14 protein-coding genes are annotated in these 20,337 nt (G+C 42.0%); 3 read left to right on the top strand and 11 right to left on the bottom strand.

All coding sequences use genetic code 11. The annotated features are described in order from the left end of the window. Positions 1–7: 7 nt before the first annotated feature. Both FAM09_RS30235 and FAM09_RS30230 read right to left on the bottom strand, forming a co-directional pair. Positions 8–1,474 (bottom strand): flippase, encoded by a 1,467-nt coding sequence (locus FAM09_RS30235; protein ID WP_136580915.1) that lies wholly within the window; start codon positions 1,472–1,474, stop codon positions 8–10. A 41-nt stretch (positions 1,475–1,515) separates the two neighbouring features. After that, positions 1,516–3,060, bottom strand: coding sequence for a sulfatase-like hydrolase/transferase (locus FAM09_RS30230; protein ID WP_136580914.1), 1,545 nt, complete (start codon positions 3,058–3,060; stop codon positions 1,516–1,518). Positions 3,061–3,134: 74 nt separating this feature from the next. On the opposite strand from FAM09_RS30230, the gene FAM09_RS30225 reads away from it, so the two are divergent. After that, positions 3,135–4,265 carry a glycosyltransferase gene (locus tag FAM09_RS30225; RefSeq protein ID WP_136580913.1) on the top strand — a complete coding sequence of 377 codons (1,131 nt, stop codon included), beginning with the start codon at positions 3,135–3,137 and terminating at the stop codon, positions 4,263–4,265. Here the strand turns inward: FAM09_RS30225 and FAM09_RS30220 are convergent. From FAM09_RS30220 to FAM09_RS30185, 8 genes are all read right to left on the bottom strand, one after another. Next, on the bottom strand, positions 4,243–5,154 hold the full coding sequence (locus FAM09_RS30220) for a glycosyltransferase family 9 protein (RefSeq protein WP_136580912.1): 912 nt from the start codon (positions 5,152–5,154) through the stop codon (positions 4,243–4,245). The genes FAM09_RS30225 and FAM09_RS30220 overlap by 23 nt on opposite strands. Positions 5,155–5,246: 92 nt before the next feature. Next, entirely contained in the window at positions 5,247–5,681 is a 435-nt protein-coding gene (locus FAM09_RS30215) for a hemerythrin domain-containing protein (RefSeq protein WP_136580911.1), read from the bottom strand. 260 nt (positions 5,682–5,941) lie between these two features. Then, on the bottom strand, positions 5,942–6,703 hold the full coding sequence (gene tpiA, locus FAM09_RS30210; protein WP_136580910.1) for a triose-phosphate isomerase: 762 nt from the start codon (positions 6,701–6,703) through the stop codon (positions 5,942–5,944). A 32-nt stretch (positions 6,704–6,735) separates the two neighbouring features. Continuing rightward, positions 6,736–7,797: a putative sugar nucleotidyl transferase gene (locus FAM09_RS30205; RefSeq protein WP_136580909.1), complete on the bottom strand. Its 1,062-nt coding sequence runs from the start codon at positions 7,795–7,797 to the stop codon at positions 6,736–6,738. Between the two features lie 179 nt (positions 7,798–7,976). Next, positions 7,977–8,228, bottom strand: coding sequence for a type B 50S ribosomal protein L31 (locus FAM09_RS30200; RefSeq protein ID WP_136580908.1), 252 nt, complete (start codon positions 8,226–8,228; stop codon positions 7,977–7,979). Between the two features lie 546 nt (positions 8,229–8,774). Beyond that, positions 8,775–9,266 carry a YajQ family cyclic di-GMP-binding protein gene (locus FAM09_RS30195; RefSeq protein WP_136580907.1) on the bottom strand — a complete coding sequence of 164 codons (492 nt, stop codon included), beginning with the start codon at positions 9,264–9,266 and terminating at the stop codon, positions 8,775–8,777. Positions 9,267–9,798: 532 nt separating this feature from the next. Further along, on the bottom strand, positions 9,799–12,294 hold the full coding sequence (locus tag FAM09_RS30190) for a TonB-dependent receptor domain-containing protein (RefSeq protein WP_136580906.1): 2,496 nt from the start codon (positions 12,292–12,294) through the stop codon (positions 9,799–9,801). A gap of 777 nt (positions 12,295–13,071) precedes the next feature. Beyond that, on the bottom strand, positions 13,072–15,531 hold the full coding sequence (locus FAM09_RS30185) for a TonB-dependent receptor domain-containing protein (RefSeq protein WP_136580905.1): 2,460 nt from the start codon (positions 15,529–15,531) through the stop codon (positions 13,072–13,074). Positions 15,532–15,962: 431 nt separating this feature from the next. On the opposite strand from FAM09_RS30185, the gene FAM09_RS30180 reads away from it, so the two are divergent. Together FAM09_RS30180 and FAM09_RS30175 are read left to right on the top strand one after the other, a co-directional pair. After that, positions 15,963–16,886, top strand: a complete 924-nt coding sequence (locus FAM09_RS30180; RefSeq protein ID WP_136580904.1) for a glycosyltransferase — start codon at positions 15,963–15,965, stop codon at positions 16,884–16,886. Continuing rightward, on the top strand, positions 16,883–18,736 hold the full coding sequence (locus FAM09_RS30175) for a glycosyltransferase family 39 protein (RefSeq protein ID WP_166437319.1): 1,854 nt from the start codon (positions 16,883–16,885) through the stop codon (positions 18,734–18,736). Before FAM09_RS30180 ends, FAM09_RS30175 begins: the two co-directional genes overlap by 4 nt. Before the next feature lie 210 nt (positions 18,737–18,946). Here FAM09_RS30175 and FAM09_RS30170 read toward each other — a convergent pair whose 3' ends face one another. Beyond that, complete coding sequence (locus FAM09_RS30170) at positions 18,947–20,254, bottom strand: prolipoprotein diacylglyceryl transferase (RefSeq protein WP_136580902.1); 1,308 nt, start codon at positions 20,252–20,254, stop codon at positions 18,947–18,949. Positions 20,255–20,337: the final 83 nt, after the last annotated feature.

Below are 20,337 nucleotides of genomic sequence, written 5' to 3'. Positions count from 1 at the left end.
GCGGGCGTTATGATTGTGTATTGACAATATTTTTTTTCAGGGAAGCCATGGCCGACCCGTATAATTGAAGCACCAGCTTATTTTTCATCACCAGCAATTGCACTAAAAAGTAAACAGGCACGCAAATCAACAGGGCCAGCAGCACGATCAGTACCGGCGATGCAAGATACGTTTTCAATGCCCAGATCACGGGAATGAACAGTAATGAGGCAAAGATGGATTGCAAGAGCGAGGTTGTATCGAATATCTGAAGGCCCGGGAAGTTTTTTCTTACATACCCGAAACCCACGGCCAGAATAATGAGTTCCCCAATGATCATGGCATAACAGGCGCCCCGGTCGTGCAGGTAATAAGATAGCCCCAGCATCAACAAAATATAAACACTACTTCCGATGATAAGACCATATAGTTGCAGTTTTTCTTTTCCATGCGACATTAAGATCTGTTTATTCAAAAACAGGCTGTAAGTTTTTATCAGCGGCAGCAATGCCAGTATTTGAACGTTCCTGCTTACCCCGGAAAAATGCACGCCCAGTAAGGCGTTTACCAACGGTTCCGCCATTAAAAAAATACCAATGGATGCCGGAATGGTGATGATAAACACCAGCTGAACGGACTGCAAAATGGTTTGCTGTAATTCTTTGTCTTTTTCCTGGTATAACAACGTTGTGGTGCGGGGATATAAAACCAGGAACATATCTGTAAAAACGCTCACGCCTACCCTGATCATTTTTATTGACATGGAATAAATGCCTACCACTGCCGCCGTGCTTACAATGCCTAACAGCACATTATCGAGCCAAACCGTAATTCCATACACCAAACTGATGAAATAGGTGGTTAACGTATGTTTCAGGTGGCGTTTCCATTGTACCTTTTGTAAGGTTATTGGTATTTTCCTGAATACGTTCACCAGGTTGGTAAGCAGGTTAATGATGGCTGCGGTGGTAATAATTCCATAATAAATATAATAATCAGGCGGGGCTTTTACGAGAATAAACAAAGCAATAAGCCCCAGTAACCGGCTAATAAATGACCGGATGGTGATATACCTGAATTTTTCAAGTCCCCAGAAATACCATTCGCAGGCAAAGGCGTTAACCAGCAGGAACGATACAGAAAAAAAGACCAGCCTGATATCCTGGATCTTTTGCCAGAGAATATAAACCGTAATACCGTAAAAGATCAGTGTAATGGCCGATGTTATGCAATGCAGTACCACCAGTTCCAACACCAACTTGTGCAATTCATTCTTATTCTGTTTAACCTTAGCTATTTCACGGATCCCATATACTACAATGCCAAATTCGGCAATCGTTACAAAACAATAGCTCAATGAATCAATGAAGCTTACTTTTCCAATGCCTTCGGGGGTTAATACCCTTGAGATATAAGGTATTGAAATAAGGGGCATCAAGACCTGGCTAAAGGATAGCAGGAAATTGTAGACTAAATTTTTTTTTAAGTTTGCCAAGTTATATTATAACAAAGTTTCTTTGATGTATGTGTGCCGTATCAAAACGGATCATAGACAAAAATACTGGTATCGCGCAATGGAACTAAATGTTCCTGGAAATACTGGTTCAATACAATCCGGAATGTATTTACCGGCGTTAAGGAATCATGCAGCGACTGATAATTTTTGTCATAAAAATAAATAGCATGTAAGTTCTCAAAGGTCTGGGGGATCTTATCACTGGTACCATAATCCCTGAATCCATGATCACCTGCCACTACGATAATTTTGTTTAAGGTATCTTTTTTAAATATAGTATTGATCGCTGACTTTAAAAGTTGTCTGGCAAAGATCAGTTGATCAAGATATGCTTTTTTTTCGTCGGCAGGTTTCTGTTCGCTATCCTGTACAAACGTTCCATCCCGGTGAAAAATATAGGGACCATGCGGCAACATCAGGTGACAATAAACGAATTTAGGTTTTGTAGAAGGATAGCCGGCGGCGGCTTTGAGCCCATTTAATTTATCGTAAATGTAATCGTTCGAATGCTTTACCATCTGTTTATGGTATTCTTTTGGCGATTGTCCGATAAACGTTCTAACATTCCAGAAAATATCCCGTTGTATTCTTCCCAGGAGCGTTTGACCGCTCAACATTCTTTGTTTCAGGGAATAAAAATAATCAGCACCCTGAACAGGATGGCCGTTTAAATTGAAGATGGAATAGTTGAAAATATTATACCCCTTTCTTTCCAAATAAGGCACCAGCCGGTTAGCGCCAACCGATGTACCGCCCCTTATCCTGTCGCGGGCAGTCATTTCCTGGGCAGTGACTTCATCTTTCAGGTAAGAAAAATTCAGGAAGGAGGCAATAGAATAAGGGGTAACCGGATAATTGCTTTTTGAATTGGTAACAATATAAAATCCTTTCCCGGTTAAAAAGCTGTCTAACCCCGCATTGTCATAATTAAACTCTTTCTTTAAGCAGGAAGAACTTGTAAAAGCATCCAGGATAATAAAATAGATCGATGGAGATGATTGGGTTGAATCATATGCAGGATGTAACTTTTTATCGAAGCTGGTATCGGCAAATAAGATGTTATTTTTATTTTCTTTGGAAACGACATTAAAACCAAGATGTAACAGCTCCCAGATACACAGCACCCCGAATGTAATAAACAGGTACCTGTTTAAGGATAAAAACTCTTTGGCCGACTTTCTAAGAAAAATGATCGAGCCTATTACTATAGCCGATAAAAAAGGCAGCCAGAAACGGTATTGCTTAAAAAGATCAGGAACGGATAGTTTCTTTACAAAATCGTGCATGGCCCCGAAAAATAAAAGAATAATAACAATAAGGGCTGTAAACAACAGTGACTTTGTAGCTTTATTAAAATACCAGGAAGCAAGCAGGAAAATAACCAGGGTAACAAACAGGTAACAAAATGCAAACCATACAGAAAATGGAACCGGTATAAGTCCAAAGTTGGCATTACATTCATGCAAAACAAAATATAGTACGATCAGGAATGGATACAGATAAACGGGGGAAGAGGATAGTTTTTGAAACAATGGAAAATATTTCCTGGTGATAGTATTGTTCACTATTTGTTTTATGGTTTATATTGAAAACGGTATAATTTTATTGCCAAATTTAGCTTTTCCTTATTATAATCGATATGAAAACAGGCATTTTTGAAATGGAGCATTTTGAAGGGTCGTACCCGGTCATTCAATTGTTTGATATGCCTGCCAACAAAGTGGTCATTTTTACCAATGCCGGTACCTATGAGCGCTTTGCCGATCTGTTTAAACAGGATGTAAACCGGTTTCAATGGGAAATATTGGATAATAGCGGCGGCAAATGGCGTTTTTTCAGGCAATTGTACAAAGCGGCCAAAAAACATCAACTGGATCTTTTCTATTTAAATACCATCAGCAATAACCACCTGTTTTATGCCTGGGTGATCGGCCTGCTTCGCATTGCCCGCGTGGTAATAACCGTGCATGATATTAATTGCTTATTCAAATCCCGCTGGTCGTTCCGGGTGCGTGAACTCATTCATCACATTGGGAAAAAAGCCCTGGTAAAACGCGTGAAAGAATTCAATGTGGTATCTGATACCATGGTGGATTATTTACGCGAAACAACACAAGGAAAAAACCAGATCCATAACATTCCCGGCGCCGTGTTTGAAAGCGAACAATGGTCATTGCGCATCGGCGAATATATACACCTGGTAGTACCGGGTTCACTGGATAAAAAGCGGCGGGATTATCAACAGGTGCTTGAACTGCTGAAAACGGCGGAAGCAAGCCAGTTACGCTTGCATATTACGTTGCTTGGCGGGCATTCAGATGATTATGGGAAAGCCATTATACAACAGGCAGCCGCTTTCAAAACGGTTTTCTCAAAAATAACAGTATACGATACCCACCTGGTGCACCAGGATGAATTTGACAAACAGTTGAACAACGCCCACTTTATTTTTATTCCTTCCGTGGTAGATACGGCCATTTGTTTTGCCATTCCCGAAACCTATGGCATTTCCAAATCATCGGGCAATATGTTCGATGTCATTAAGCATGCCCGGCCTTTTATCACCCCGCAATCGTTGCGTATCTCGGCTACACTGGAGAGTAGTTGTTTCCGGTATGCGTCCATCAACCACCTGGTTGATTTTCTACAAGGTCTTTATCAGCAAAAAGAAGATTACGAAAACTGGCAGCAGCATGCGCTGGCCAACTCAAAGGAATATACCATTGCCAAAGTGCGGGCAAGAAATCCTACACTTTTTGCCAGGCATTAATGCCCGCGTGTTGCAGAAAGGCGGCATATACCTCATCAACTGATATGGAATCAATAACAGCCTGTGAAAAATGGGTCTTGTAAAATGACTGTTTTAACAGCGGGCTTACTATTTTTCGCAGGGAGCCGTAATCGTAAATTTCGGCGGGACTGGTACAGTTAAAAATAGCAATGGAGGGAATCTGGTAAGCCATAGCCACGTGCATGGCCAGGGTATCGCCGGAAATAATAAAGCCACAGCCGGCAATATCATCTAAATATTCAGTAATGTTATCCCGCTCTTCAAACAGCCTGCATTCGTATCCCAGGTGCTGCAGCCTGTTTATCAGTGCCGGATAACCGCTCCAGCCTTTATTGGGCCAGCGCGCTCCTACCCTTGTTTCAATGCCAATAAGCCGCTGATCGCGTTTTATTTGAAAGTTGCGGTAAATGCAATAAGGTTCGTTGCTAAACGAAAGCCCGAACATGCTCAATAATAATTGCTGAAAAGTAGCGGTATTTTTCTTCTTGGCCTCATTGGCGGCTGTAGGGCCGAGCGTGGAAACCAGGCTCAGATCGTACCACCCCGCGGCATCATTGGTGTACACGAGATGTTTGTTCTCTACATAAATACCGGTGATCTTTTTGGTAGGTATTTTGCTGGCGAGCAAGGCACAGGCCATGTCTTCTTCGAGGGAAATTGTGTGATCAAAGATTTCATGCTGCAGGGCGGTCTGCGCTTGCTCTAAAGTAACCACCCGGTGCAAATTAGGATGCCGGATTGGTAAAATGGCTTCGTATCTGCTGTCGATTACCCAGGTAACAGCGCCTTGCAGGGCATTCAATAAAACGGTTGTACGAACAACGTCACCGGCAGCTCCAGTCTTGATCAACAATATTTTTGTCATCATGCAACTCAAAAATACACTTCCATTTTATTAATGGAAACACATAACAACAAAAGATAATAACAAAGAATGCAGGCAATTATGCCCGTTTGTGCCTACCTGGCTATTGCAGCCAGGGACACATTGAGTTGACTTAGTTCTTGTTGAGGGATATCTTCTTCCATTTTTTTGAAGATGAACTCATCTTCAAAATGGCTGTGCTGATCAACCAGCTTTATGAAGGCTTTGTATAAATAATAATCTTCGTCGTGGCGGGTGAGGCGTTCAGCCAGCAAGCGAATGGTATCGTGTTCCCGCTTTAATATATTCATGAAACTGTAGGGGAAATGATGCTTCTGCAAAAAAGGAAATAATATCGCCTCTTCTGCATCCACATGCTTTTGCAGCTCATTCTTCCAAAATTGAACAATACGCTGCCGGATGGCGGTCTTATCGCGTTGCTGTTGGATGTCTCGCATTAATTCGCGGCACTTCAGTCTGTCTTCTTTATGTTGCCAGGATAATACCTGTAATGCCCTTGTATGTTCCATAACAATTCCTCCCGGTATATGGAATCAATAATCAATCCACAACCCGATTATGGGGAAAAATCAAGGATTATTTTAACATGGCATTGGCAATTTTAGAAAGCAGCAATTGGAAGTATATCTTACGTATGATATTTTGAGATTTCGGGATTTTGAGATTTTGAGATTAATCGAAAAACTCAAACCAGGGCAAATCCCAAAATCACCCAATCCCGAAATCAGCAATTATTTCTTACTTCGCAAAACTATCATCTGGGAAGTCCCTATTTCAAACTATTGATAATTGTAATAAACTCCCCGGCATTCAAGGAAGCGCCTCCAACCAATCCGCCGTCAACATCAGGACAAGAAAACAATTCTTTGGCATTATTGGCTTTTACGCTGCCGCCATATAAGATAGAAATTTCATCGGCAGTAGCAGCGCCATATTGTTTAGCCAATACACTGCGCAGGTAGGCGTGCATTTCCTGTGCCTGGTCAGACGTAGCTGTTTTACCGGTGCCGATGGCCCAGATGGGTTCGTACGCGATCACGATACGCCTGATATCTTTTTCTGATAAATGGAACAGCGATTCTTTCAATTGGGCTTCAACAAAACTGTTTTGGGTACCACCTTCGCGGATGTTCAACGGCTCCCCACAGCAAAAGATGGGCGTAATATCGTATTGCAGGCAAAGGTCTAATTTCTCGGCCAGCATTTTGTTCGATTCCTGGAAGTATTCGCGGCGCTCGCTATGCCCCAGCACACAGAATTTAATGCCGATGGATTGGAGCATTTCTGCGGACACTTCACCGGTAAAGGCGCCGGATTTTTTATTATAACAATTCTGGGCAGCTACAAAGTAGTTTTTCTCTTCTTCGGTTTCACTTTTTGCCATGATCAAATAGGGAAACGGAACAGCAAAAATGGTTAGCTGATGATCTTTTAATGCAATGTTGGCTGAAAGGATCTCGTCTAATAACTGTTCACCCTGTTGGTAGGTACAATTCATTTTCCAGTTAGCCGCAGCAATTTGTTTGCGCATAGGTCGACGTCTTTTTTAATGTGAAGGCTTTTTTATGATTGCCCAAAAATATGCTTCAATTGATTTATTTCTTCTTCCCCGAGCACCTGATTTTTTAATTTTTTCCAGTTGCTGATATCGGCCAGCGCTTTTTCAAATTCATACAGGCTCAACCCCTTGTTGCCCCAGGTAAAACTGGGCACGAATTTAGGCGGCATGCCTTCTCCAAAAATATTGGCGCAAACCCCCACCACCGTACCGGTATTGAAAGAGGTATTGATGGCGCTGCGCGAATAATCGCCCATCAGCAATCCGCATTTTATGCCAGCCCGAATATATTCCCGGGTTTGATAATGCCATACGTTCACTTCGCTGGCCGTGTTTTTAATATTTGAGTTGGAAGTGCCCGCCCCCAGGTTGCACCACTCGCCTATGACCGAATCGCCCAGGTAGCCATCGTGCGCTTTATTGGAATACCCGAATAGAATGGAGTTTTTGATCTCGCCACCGGCCATACAATACGGACCAATTGTGGTTGCTCCGTATATTTTGGCGCCCATTTTCACCACAGCGCCTTCGCCCAGCGAAAATGGTCCCCGAATGAGCGCCCCTTCCATGATCTCGGCATTTTTACCTATATAAACAGGACCGGTGGAGGCATTCAGGATGCAATGGTTTAAAACAGCGCCCGGCTCAATAAAAATGTGGGCAGCGTTGGCCGTTTGAACGGTCTCCGGTATTGGTTCCGAAGTGCGGTTTTGGGTGATCAGCAGGTAATCTTCCCGCAACGCCCAATCGTTCCATTGAAATATATGCCAGGGGTATTGCAGAATTTTCACCGAACTGTAATCGGGCTGGTTCGTTGCTTCGCCAGCCGGATTAAAGATTGATTTTATAAAGGCGGCGGTTGGAATGATATTGGCGGCGAAGACGATGGCGTCGTTGGGCGGCTCTTCGTCTTTTTTCAGCACTTTTATGGGTTGTTGTAACAGCTTTTCCCATTTTTCGCGGATGGTAAGCATGCCAACGCGGATATCGGCCACCGATCTTGTTTGTGTAAAGGGAAATAAATGATCAGCCACTTCTTTATCAGAAAGAAATACCCGTTTGTTCATAGTTCTTAGTTAGGTGTCTGCAGTCAAACTTAGTTCATTTTCAAAAGAGCATCATAAAACGATTTAACAAAGTTAAATGGGCAGGTATAACCGCTATAAACAAAAATCCCCTTCCTGAGAACAGGAAAGGGAAAGTATAGCCATGAAAAACAAAAATGTTTGTATTGAAATTACGCTTTTTATTTTTTCTTTTCGTAACGTTTCTTGAATTTATCAATACGACCCGCTGTATCTACCAGTACATTCTGACCGGTAAAGAAGGGGTGCGACATATTAGAAATTTCCAATTTAATGAGAGGATATTCATTACCATCTTCCCATTTAATTGTTTCTTTTGTAGGAGAAGTTGAACGGCTGAGGAAACTGTACCCGTTACTCATATCTTTAAATACTACGAACCGATAATTTTCGGGATGAAGCCCCTTTTTCATAACTCTTTGATTTTTAGACTGTACACCGATTTTGCGGTGATAGCTGTTATTGTATTTGTTGTGCTGGTTTTATCAGCAAAGCCGCAAAATTAGCTCTCCCGCATAACTCCGCCAAATTAAATTTTATTCCTGACTTTTTTAAAAATTAATTAAAGAAAAAAGGAAAATTAATAAACTAGCAGGCAAAATTAGATTTTTTCAGGCAAGAAAATAAAAAAAGAAAGCACCGGATCCATTTTATACCTGCTACGAGCACGTATAACCTGTTTACCCAATGCTTTCCACTAATCGCATTGAACCATTTTACTAGTCTACTGCGATTTTCTATTTCTAAGATACATATTATATCACATTTGTTCCAAATTTCAACAGGTCATATTATGCACCTGTTCTGCACCTAATTATCCACATCATGGTTACCAGTTGCCGGGTTTCCAGTTTCCAGGATTGAATATCAATCACCCGAAAAATAATCAGGTGCTCCGAATTTTTTGCCCGGTAACCGGGACCAGGTAACCGGTAACAAAAACATTCACCATCTAACAATCAACTCCGCATATTCTCATACTGCAGCGGAATGCCCAGCGACGAGTTCCGGCAAAGCTGTATTACTTCCTGCAGGTCATCGATCTTTTTACCGGTTACTCTAACCATATCGTCATTGATCTGCGCCTGCACTTTCAAGCCGGATTCTTTGATCATTTTTACGATCTTCTTGGCATCTTCCTGTTTCAGTCCGTTTCTAACGATCACTTCCTGTTTTACTACTTTACCGCTTTGATAAGGTTCCTTGCTCAGGTCAAATGCTTCCGGTGCAATGTTCTGTTTGTGCGCCCGGCTGATCAATACATCAATCAACTGGCGCATTTTCATTTCATCATCGGTTTCAATGTTGATCTTAAACTCTTTTTTGTCGAGGTTGATCGCAACATGTGCCCCTTTAAAGTCGAAGCGATTGGTGATTTCCTTAGTGGTAACATTCACTGCATTGTCCAGTGCCTGTCCATCCACTTTGCTAACAATGTCAAACGAAGGCATAGCATTAGTTTAAAGTGCTGAAAGCACGAATGTAAGCAAAAGTTGAAAAGTTGGGAGGTTAATAGTTAACAGGTTAAAACAATGACCAATATGTGGGTTGCCGGTTACCAGTTTCCCGTTGCCAGGTCTTAAGGATCGGCATTTCTCCAAACAATTAAGGTGTTTTTGTCTTTGCCCCATAACTGGCATCCGGTAACTGATAACAAAAACGCCCCAACGAAATGTGCAAATTTGAAAATTTGAAAATGTGCAAATGAAAGCCCGAAGAATAGTTTTTCGATATAGCTTCCAAAAGGAAAAGTAAATGCCCGCTCAGAAAACTGAAGCGGGCTTGTGTGTTGCACATGAAACGGAGAGAAAGAATTTGCTAATATGCTAATGTGATAATGTGCTAATTAAATACAGCTACAGGCTTCAAGCCACAAGCGAAAAACAAAAAAGAAGCACTGAACAGAAGTTGTATTTGCTTACAGCTTGCAGCGTGCAGCTTGCAGCTTGCGGCTTGCGGCTTGCAGGCTTTCAAATATCACCATTACTGCTGCTGTCCTCCTCCTGCCCTGTTCTGCTCCTCTGTAACGCCACTGTTCCGCCTTCTGGCCTGCGCCACCGAGTTTTTACCAAACCGGTAGCTGAACGTAGCCGTAATATTTCGATTATCCCACCGGTTATGCACCTTCACATCTATATCGCTGTACACGGTATGCCCTTTGAATTGCTGCCAATGGAAAGGATCGCGGAAATTCAACCGCCAGGTACCCTTGCCTTTCAGGACAGTCTTTTGTACCCCCAGGTTTAAAAAGTACATTGGGTCGGCAATGGTTAACTGCTCAATGCTTTTACCCCGGTAAAATCCGCTGACCTCCCCACTCCACCCTTTTTTGAAAGTGAGGGTATTACTAATGTTCACCAATGCCGAAGTATAATTTATATCTATGGGATCGTTCTGGCCGGTGAATGAATTGAAGTAAATGCCTTCATACCGGTTGTTGAATACGTTCACAAACAGGTTCACATTCCAACCCTTTACCGGCAAGAAGGGGGCATTAATGGCCAGACCGATATTCTTAAACCGGGCTACATTTTCCGGCGTCAGGAACGTGATCCTTTTTTCGGTATTCTGTTTTAATAATTGCGATATAACGTCGTTTGTTATGGTATAATTGATGGTCGTAGTAAATCGTCCTTTTAGTGTATGCCGCAATTCAATATTGTTGGCATACTGCGGTAACAGGTATGGATTCCCCTGGCGGTATGTTAATGAATCGAGGAACCAGATAAACGGGTTCAGGTCCTGGTAGTTGGGCCGTTCAATACGCCGCCCATAAGATAAAGTGAACGCATGATTTTTATTGACCTCGTAATTCAGGTACATCGTGGGAAACAGGCTGGTGTAATTCCGTTTAAAGGTTGAATCGTTGGTAACCTGTTGGCCTTTGGCAACTGTATTTTCTATCCGCAACCCGGCTTGTCCGCTCCATTTCTTCCACTTCTTATTAATGCTTACATAACCCGCATTGATGTTTTCTTTATAGATAAAATGGTTGGAACGATCGTCCCTTTTCAGGGTGCCATTATCATCCCGCTCATATAGTACTTCGTTATCGTTCTTTACATAGCTCACTTTGAAACCGGCATCCAGGCGCAGGTTGTTTTTGAGCGGATGCACATAGTCGGCTTTGGCCGAATAAATATTGATGTTGCCGGGTATATCGCCGTATAAGAGCAGGTCTCCCAATTTATTTCCGCCAAAGTCATCATAGATATTAGTGAACAAGGTTGTTTGGGAAGTATTGTTGTACCCGATATAATCCAGGTCAGCGGTCAGTTCACGACCTGTTGAATCGAACGTGTGTTTGTAATTGAAGTTGGCAGAGTAATTAAAGAAATCATTCTTATTGATGGTGCTTGATTCCAGTACCGATTCAATGCTGCCATCAGGGCGGTTGATAGTCTGCACGCTGGTTGGTTGCGGGCGGCCAAAAAATCCAAACCCGTTTAATACTACTCCAAACACGTTCTTTTTATTGGCGTAATAATCAAAGCCACCTTTTACAGTATAGTTGTTATTGCGAAAATTAAAATCGGTATGCGAGAAAGAAGTAGAATTCAATGAGCCATTCTTCTCATAAAAACGGCGGGTAAGATCCAGAAAGCCTCTTCCCTCCCGGTAGTTCTGGTTGAAATTCCCAAAAAGATTCCATTTCCCTTTACGGTAGTTGAGGTTTAAACTGCTGGTAGAACGCACGGGCAGCAACCAGGTATCATTGCGTTTGAAAAATCCGAGTGTGCCACCGAGAGTAGCGCTGCCATTCAATCCTTCGGTTAAACTTTTCTTTGTTTTGATGTTGATGATCCCTGAATTACCGCTGGCATCATAACGGGCCGGCGGATTGGTCATGATCTCTATCTGCTCGAGGGCTGACGCCGGTAGATTTTTTAATACGTTAGCAAGATCGGCCGGTGATAAATACGTTGGCTTTCCATCGATCATTATTCTAACGCCTTGCTTTCCTTTTAAACTGATCTCGCCTTCATTGCTTACGGTAACGCCGGGCGATTTCTCCAGCACTTCCAAAGCCGAAGCGCCGGCATTGGTAGGCGCCGCTTCTACATTCACTACCATGCGGTCGATCTTATTTTCGATCAGCGGTCTTTTGCCTGTAACGGTTACCTGGCCGAGCGTTTTAGCTGCAGCTTTTTGCAATTGAAAAGTGGGTAATTTATAAGGTGAGGTAGCTGAAACAGTAAAACGTTTGCTGCTGTTTTTTGCATAACCAACTGCCGTAACTATGACAAAATATTCTCCTTCTGCCAAATTATCAAAGTCAATCTGTCCGTATTTATCAGACACAGCTACTTTCACCAGGGAAGAATCTTTTGCCCGTTGCAACGATGCGGTGGCAGACTCTACAGGCTGGGCATCACTATCAGTAATTACGCCATGAATTTTACCCGACCTGTTTTGTGCTATTACAACAATTGAAAGAAAAAATAATATACACGTTAACCATGTAGATTTATATTTCATGTGCGATCGTTGAAGGGTTCTAACGGTAGGAATCTCTGGCGAAAGTTCCGATCAATTTCCGGAATTAAAAACAGATTAATGATAATCCGCACAAAGGAATTACAGGGGGGCCATATTCGGTATCAATACACCAGCGGAAAAAATTAAGGAAGAAAGGCATCAGGCAGAATGATTGATCTGGATTACCTTTTTTGAGGCGAATGATCTACATACTTTTCAGCTATTAAAAAGTAAAGGCCCCATAGAAATGGGGCCTCGTTAACCAAAACTAACTGCTTATGAGAAAAACTGTATGACTGCTATTTATGAAGAAAGTTTATGTACTTAATTATTTGCGTTTTACATATAAGAAATTCCACATCCTACCAGGTAAACAAGTGCTATTGCTATTAGTATTATTTTTCTCATTGTCCATTCTTTTTAATTATTGCCGCTTTATATATAAGACGTTTAAACGGTAAAAAGGTTTCATTGAACACTGTTAAAAAAATCTAAATACTCCAAAATGCTTAACGCTTTCTCCCGGATTTGCCTTCCCGCTTTTTTGCGTTGGGCGTTTTGCATTTCGTTTCAAACAGCTGCTATTACTTATTCAGAAATTGTGCCACAATAACAAATCAATTTCTTAAATACTTTTTGTTCTTCTTTTTTCTTTCTCCTCTCGTTCCGGTCGGTTATATGACTGCTGCCGCTTGTAATAGTTTAACGAATGTACTTACTCCATTTGTTAACCACCTGTTATCATCTACGAGAACGGCAGTTAGATAGATTTACCCGTTAATTTCCCATATTAACGCGGTTTTGTTCTTCGCTGGCACTGCCCTTTTTACGCTGGCCGTTCGTGCTTTTTATTGGCTTTCCAAAGCGATAGCTAAACGTAATATTAGCCACCCGCGTATCGCGTGAATTTCTAAATCGCGCCTCGGTGTTTTTAAAGTTGATATCACCATGCGGTATTTGTGTATACAAAATATCCCGCACGTTCACTTTCACCGTTCCTTTTCCTTTTAACACCTGTTTCGAAACACCGGCCGTCAGTTGTCCCATAGGTTGTAACAATATCTGCCCATCTACACCCTTGCTTCGGTACCAGCCGCTTACTTCAGCCCCCCAACCTTTTTTGAATGTCATTTGGTTGTTCAGGTTTATCATCCATATACCCGCTTCCACGTTCAACTCTTCACCATATAAATTACCTGAGTAACGGGTGTAATTGTAATTGGTGTACAACATGCTGGTAAGCCATTTGGCAGCCTTGATCTGTGCATTCACTGCTATGCCGGCATTTTCGCGACGACCAATATTACCGCGTCTTACAATGGTTGCATAGCCCGACTGATCGAACGTTTCATTGAACAGGTCTTTGGTACGACTGTAATTCAACGTGGTTGTAAGCCAGCCTTTATAAATATGGGTTAGTTCAATGTTGTTTGAATACTGGGGCCTTAAATAAGGATTGCCAGATTCATACGTATATTTATCAATGAAGAACATGAACGGGTTCAGGCTTTGATAACCCGGGCGATCGATGCGGCGGCCAAATGACAAACCAAACTGATTGTCTTTATCGGCCCCATAACTGATATACACAGTCGGGAACAGGCTGTTGTAAGAACGTTTAAAAGTAGAATCGCCTTTTTCGGGGTTGCCATGCTGATGCCCTTTGTAATTCGTATTCTCGAAACGTAAGCCGGTTTGCAAACCCCATTTTTTAGTCAGTTGTTTGTTCAGGCTTACATAAGCGGCATTGATGTTCTCATTGTAATCGAAATGATTTGTTTTGCCATAATCCGTTGCCCACTCGCTATTGTCATACAGATAATAATCGGCTTTATTTTGGGTTTCAACATAACTTGATTTCCAACCCGCTTCTATGCGGGCGTTGTTTTTCAATGGATGGGTATAATCTATTTTAGCTGCATAGATGTTCACGGTTACCGGAAGTATGCCTTGTAATTGTTCTTCATACCGCTTGATCCAGTTAGGCTCAAAAGTGGTATTGATAAAATGCTGTTTATTGGTGTTATCATAAACGATATAGTCGAGGTCGGCTGTCAGTTCACGGCCGGCAGAATCATACTGGTGGCGCATATTCAGGTTCACACTGGCATTCTTCCAGGTACCTTTAATATTAGAACCGGCAGTGGCGATGGAGTCAACCGCATAATCGGGGTTTTGCAGGTAACTGGTGTTGGAGTTGATGCTGCTTTCGGGGTTATAATTACCGCTTACTACAATACCCAGGGTGGTTTTGCTGGTTACATAATAATCCATGCCCAGTTTCAGGTTATTGCTCATGTTGCGGCGTTTCATAAACGCTACCTGTTCAAATATGGCATTGGTTGATCCGTCATCATTTTTATACCGGCGAAAGATCTCCAGTTCCTGAAAATTATTATTGCGATTGAAGCTGTAGCTGCTGAAAAGGTTCACTTTTCCATTGCGGTAATTCAGGCTCAGGCTTTCGTTGGTTTTAAAGTATACCCCCTGCCCTATACCGGCGCTTACGTTTCCATTGAAGCCTTTGATCTTATTCTTTTTTGTTTTGATGTTGATGATGCCCGCATTACCTGCTGCATCGTACCTGGCCGGTGGATTGGTCATTATTTCAATTTGTTCCAGTTGAGAGGCCTGCATGCCTTTTAACATGTTGGCCAGTTCAGCGCCGCTTACATAAGCCGGACGGCCATCAATGAGCACTATGACATTCTGTTTGCCTTTAAGGCTGATGTTACCGTCTTTATCAACCTGGATGCCGGGCGATTTTTCCAGGGCTTCCAGGGCATTGGCGCCTGTGTTGCTGATGAACGCATCTACATTTACCACCATACGATCGATCTTTTGTTCAACCAGGGGTTTGCGTGCGCTTACCGTTACGGCTTTCAGGTCCTTCGTGCGCGGGGTGAGTACGATAGTGGTTAATTCTATAGTTGAGCGCTCGGGCGATACGGTGAAGGGGGCAGAATATTGTTTATCGTACCCCACGGCTGATACTACCACCAGGTACCTGCCCTGCGGCGGATTATCGAATGAATACCGGCCTTCCTGGTCTGATACCAACATTTTTACCACGCTCGAATCCTGGGCCTTTAAAAGGGTTATGGTGGCAGCAGATAAGGCGGGTTGGTTGGTTGCGCTTACTTTTCCACTAAGCTTTGCGGCAGTTCTGTTTTGTGCCCTGGCTATAAAAGATACTGTTAAAAGTATGATTATAAACAGGTTGGGAAGCGTTCTCATGGCTTTACTTGGTTGTTAAAATACTTTGTTTAATTAATTACAGTCCAAAAGTAAGTACTATGCAATGTAAAGTACCTTATTTTGTGCTGAATGGTGCATTTTGCTGATGTCTGGAAATGTTCAAAGCGGAACGCAGAAGGCTTAACACTTAACGCTAATGCAGAAAGCGCCATTCTTTCGTCTCCGTCCCCGGGTAGGACGATATTCCTGGCAGGATGTTACAGGAAGATGGGTATATGGGATGGGTGGCAAGGAATACGGGTGAACGGAAGAGCTAATTTGATAATGTGATAATGGAATAATTAATTATATGAAAATGCAAGTCAACTGTGGTGGAATTCATAATTACAGGTAAGGGCAACTGTTATCGCTTAACCCGCGTATAGGAGTAAACGCGTTTCGACTTAAAAAATCAATCTGGCCAATCCGGTATGAACTTTATATTAGCCCCCTGTTTTAATGAACAGGTCACTATTTGTACTTTTTTAAAAAAACTGGAAGAAGTTTTAACCCCACTGAAAGAGGAGTTTCGGGTAGTTATTGTAGATGATTGCTCGCAGGATAATACACTCAATCTGCTTTCTACATTTAACTTCAAGGCTCAGCATATTCAACTCAACGTCCTCCACCTTAAATTCAATATCGGCCATCAGGGAGCTATTTATCAGGGGTTGCTTTATATCGGCGAACAATCGCCGGCGGCTGTAATTATTATGGACTGTGACGGTGAGGATGACCCCGCTGCTATTCCTGAATTGTTACAAAATAAAACTTATGATATTGTTGAGGTAAAGCGGGGCAAACGAAGCGAAGGTATACAATTCAGATGCGCTTACTTCCTATATAAAATGCTCTTCAGGTTTGTAACCGGGAAAACAATTGACTTTGGTAATTACTGTTTGATCAATAAGAATATTATAGAAAGAATAAAACATACATCCTTTGTCCACCTCCCGGCCTACCTGCTCAAACAAAAAGCGTCAACAACTTTTATTACTTACAACAGAGGTAAACGGATCGATGGCCGGTCAAAAATGGGATATAAAGGACTTTTGTTACATGCCTTCAAATCGATGATCGAATTTGCCGAAGACCTTCTCCTGCTTTTCTTCCGGTTGTTTGTTGTGTTAATGATTATTTTCCTGCTCGTTTCTTCTAACGTTCTTTATCAAAAATTCATAACACATACGGCCATTCCCGGATGGTTTAGCACCCTGGCCATCAGTTTAATTATTCTGGCTGTTCTATGCATGGGATTCTTTATTACCGGCATTCTGCTTTTAAATCTGATGCACCAGCAAAATATAAAATCCTTCAAAGAGATATACGCCGTTATTCCAAAAGCCGAATTATGACCAAAGTTTCAGATCCAATACGTAGCAACTGGTTTATTTATCTTATTGTTTTATTTGCTTTCATCCTGAGAGCCTGGAACCTTACCAGCCAAAGTTTATGGCTCGACGAACTGCACAATATGATTGAAGCAGACCCGGCTATTTCCTGGGGCCAGCTATTTTCTTATTTAAAATGTTGCGATCAGCATCCGCCATTATATTTTATTATTGAGCGTTTAGCCTTCACCATTTTTTCACATACAGAAGGAGTAGCCAGGTCAATATCTGTTATTGCAGGAACAATAAGCGTATGGTGTATGTGGCTGTTGGGAAGGGAAGTTTTTAGTAAGCAACTGGGCTATATAGCAGCCATATTAACCTGCGTAAACTATTATAACATCTTTTACTCTCAGGAAGCAAGAGGGTACATTTTTGCTTTCCTGTTTGCAACATTATCCTTCCTGTATTTTATTAAGTTGATCAGATCTCCTGTAAGAAGGAATGTTATTTTATATGCAGTGTTTACCTTGTTGCTGCTTTATAGTCACTACTATAGTTTATTTGCTGTAGCCTCACAAGGGTTGCTGGCATTGCTTTTCATTTTCCTGGAAGAAAAGAGAACCGAAAAAACCAGGCTTTTTAAAGCCTTTTTATTCAGTGGCATTATAATATTGGTTGGATATGCTCCCTGGGTTCCCTTTCTGCTGGAAATGTCCAGGATCAAATCGTTCTGGATTGGCAACGTATCGCATGATTTCATAATTGCCTTTTTCAGGAATTATTTCGGAGACGCTGAAACATTGATACCTGTGCTTACGCTGCTATTGATCGTATATATAGTGCATATTTCTTTGGGCAGTAAAGAGGCAGGCGCCCCTCGCAACATTAAGAATAATCCTTTGCAATTTAGTTTCATCGTTATCCTGGGATGGGTCTTTATTACTTATCTCATTCCATACCTGAGATCAATGCTTGTTGTGCCTATACTTTACCCTCGTTATACCATTGTTGTGTTGCCGGCCATATTGCTGGCATTGGCCTTGGGGACAGATAGTTTTAAAGCGCCGGCCATAAAATACAGCATTGTAATCCTGATTGTAGCGCTATCGTTTATTGACCTTGCTGTTGCCAAAAAATACTATACGGCTGCTCATAAATCCCAATTTAGAGAGATGACCGCCTTCGTGGTTCGTGAAAACAAGGACAATTATCCTGTTGTTAATCAGCTAACATCCTGGCACCAGTCATATTATTTAAAAAAGTTTGGATCAAAGGCTAAATTAATGGCCCGCGATAAAGAAGCACTAGTGGATTCTATTGTAGCAGGCATTGCACCCCAGTGGGCATTAAACGGGTTTTGGATTGTGGGAGCACACGGTGAGCAACCTATTAGTGAAGAACGTTTAACGAGGTTGGATAAAGAGTATATGCTGCTTAAGCAGGAAAAATTCTTTGATGCCTGGGCGCAATTATTTGTTTCAAGGAAAAAATTGTCAGCCAACAATATTATTATCAATTATACAGATTTCCCAACAGGAGAAGGTACTGTGCTAAACGATCAAAAGGCCATCGCCATATGGACAGGAGCTATCTATACAAAGCCCATACATCTTGAAAAGAGAACTTACAAACTTACCATTATTGCAATGGGCACTTCATGTAAAGATGAATTCCCCCATCTGAACATTTATAACTCAAACAAAAAAATAGGTGATTTTTATGCTAAGGATCAATTCGCAAACAAGGAGTTTACGTTTGAGAATGTGAATGACAGTACTATATTGAAAATAGAAATGGATAATGATCTTATGCAGGAAGGTGCAGGCGACAGAAACGCTTTTATACAAAGAATAATGCTGGAAAAGCAATAAGCATAACAATGGGGTTGACTGAAAAGGTTAGCCTCATTATTTTTGGATTGTTTGATGGCTACAGTGCTTGATAGTTGATCGTTGAATAATTAGCTTTTAAGTATTTGCAGGAAACCCCAATACCCTCAGGCCCAGCCATCTGGCCATCTAACCATAAAAAAGAGGCTAACTTTTTGATCAGCCTCATATTTAGTGTTGGGATTTGCAGTTTCACGATTTCACCGGAATAGAACCCGCATATTTCTTCTTGCTAATAAAATACACTGCAGCGCCGCCGATGACCAATAATACAGCGATGATCTCTGCCTGGGTGGGGTGAAACCCGAAAATGGAGTACTTGGTATTCACGCGGATCTGTTCTACAAAAAAGCGTTCTATACCATTAACGATAAGATATACCCCAAATAAAGTACCCGGTACTTTCAGCTTCTTACGCAGCGACCATAAGAACAGGAACAGGAAAAAACTGACCACCGTTTCATAGAACGGGGTTGGAAAAACCGGGATGGGCAATTGATTGCAGAACTGCTCTTCTTTACAACCCGGAATGGGCGCGCCTTCGTTCACCACGTTGTGCGGGTAAGAATAAGCAAACAACCAGTTGGGCAACCAGCCGGGTGCCTTTACACTGGCATGCGGAATTTCCCCAACATTATTAACCTGGAAAGTGCGCAGGTATAAACTGCTGTGCGCCTGTAAAGTATTTTGAAAACGGGCCGTATCGGCCAGTTCAACTTTTGATTCGGAAGCAGGCACCGTTACATAGGCGCTGTTTAAAATACCCCAGTCGCCATCGCCAGCCACCTGGCAACCAATACGACCCAAAGAATAAGCCAGAATAAGTGCAGGCGCAATGGCATCGCACAAATGGCGGAAACCAATTTTATGCTTACGGGAATAAAAATAAATAGCCACGGCAGCGCAGATCAAGCCGCCATAAAAGGTAAGACCGCTGAACGACAACAACGCCTCTATGGGGTTTTGTTTGAAGTCGTTCCAGTTTTCGAGGTTATGAAAGATCTTCGCACCCAGAAAACCAAACAACGCGGCATAAATAACCAGGTCGCCTACCCTGTCGTGCGGCCATATACGAATAGTGCGCTCTTCGGGTTTGTCAAGCTTTTGCTTGTGCTTTTCCCACCATTTTAAACCCGCGAACAGAACGCCCAGCGATAAGCCCATGGGCCAGCTTCCTTCCGAAGAAAATATGAATTGTTGCGGATCGGCCGTTGCGGCGCCGCCCGAAATAAATAAGCCTATTATTTTATACCCCAATAAAAAGCCCAAACCAAAATTCAACAGCAACTCGCTGATGCTGGCCTGCTTTCCTACAACCATCTTCACATCCTGACCTGTCAATAACCCTGCTCTTTCTTTCCGTTTTAACTCCAGCGTTAAAATATAGGCAGCAGCCAAAAAAGACAGCGCTACAAAAAAGCCAAAGGAATTGATAAAACGAAGCCCGTTCCAGCTAACACCAAAAAGATCCTTAAAAGCGTAATAAAGGTTTGGATACATGTATCAGGAATAGATTTTTGTAACTGTCAATATTAAATAAAGGTGCAATGATAAGCATTATTTTGTTTGTAGTTTGTGGTTTA

The organism is Niastella caeni (genome assembly GCF_004834005.1).
In the GTDB taxonomy this organism is placed as follows: domain Bacteria; phylum Bacteroidota; class Bacteroidia; order Chitinophagales; family Chitinophagaceae; genus Niastella; species Niastella caeni.
The sequence above is the reverse complement of the archived record's forward strand: the minus strand, read 5'-3'. Positions and strand labels throughout refer to the sequence as shown.

Bases quoted from the DNA above. Each gene is read 5' to 3' on its own strand.
- FAM09_RS30225 (WP_136580913.1), top strand. From the start codon at position 3,135: ATGAAAACAGGCATTTTTGAAATGGAGCATTTTGAAGGGTCGTACCCG.
- FAM09_RS30220 (WP_136580912.1), bottom strand. From the start codon at position 5,154: ATGATGACAAAAATATTGTTGATCAAGACTGGAGCTGCCGGTGACGTT.
- FAM09_RS30215 (WP_136580911.1), bottom strand. From the start codon at position 5,681: ATGGAACATACAAGGGCATTACAGGTATTATCCTGGCAACATAAAGAA.
- tpiA (WP_136580910.1), bottom strand. From the start codon at position 6,703: ATGCGCAAACAAATTGCTGCGGCTAACTGGAAAATGAATTGTACCTAC.
- FAM09_RS30205 (WP_136580909.1), bottom strand. From the start codon at position 7,797: ATGAACAAACGGGTATTTCTTTCTGATAAAGAAGTGGCTGATCATTTA.
- FAM09_RS30200 (WP_136580908.1), bottom strand. From the start codon at position 8,228: ATGAAAAAGGGGCTTCATCCCGAAAATTATCGGTTCGTAGTATTTAAA.
- FAM09_RS30195 (WP_136580907.1), bottom strand. From the start codon at position 9,266: ATGCCTTCGTTTGACATTGTTAGCAAAGTGGATGGACAGGCACTGGAC.
- FAM09_RS30190 (WP_136580906.1), bottom strand. From the start codon at position 12,294: ATGAAATATAAATCTACATGGTTAACGTGTATATTATTTTTTCTTTCA.
- FAM09_RS30185 (WP_136580905.1), bottom strand. From the start codon at position 15,531: ATGAGAACGCTTCCCAACCTGTTTATAATCATACTTTTAACAGTATCT.
- FAM09_RS30180 (WP_136580904.1), top strand. From the start codon at position 15,963: ATGAACTTTATATTAGCCCCCTGTTTTAATGAACAGGTCACTATTTGT.
- FAM09_RS30175 (WP_166437319.1), top strand. From the start codon at position 16,883: ATGACCAAAGTTTCAGATCCAATACGTAGCAACTGGTTTATTTATCTT.
- FAM09_RS30170 (WP_136580902.1), bottom strand. From the start codon at position 20,254: ATGTATCCAAACCTTTATTACGCTTTTAAGGATCTTTTTGGTGTTAGC.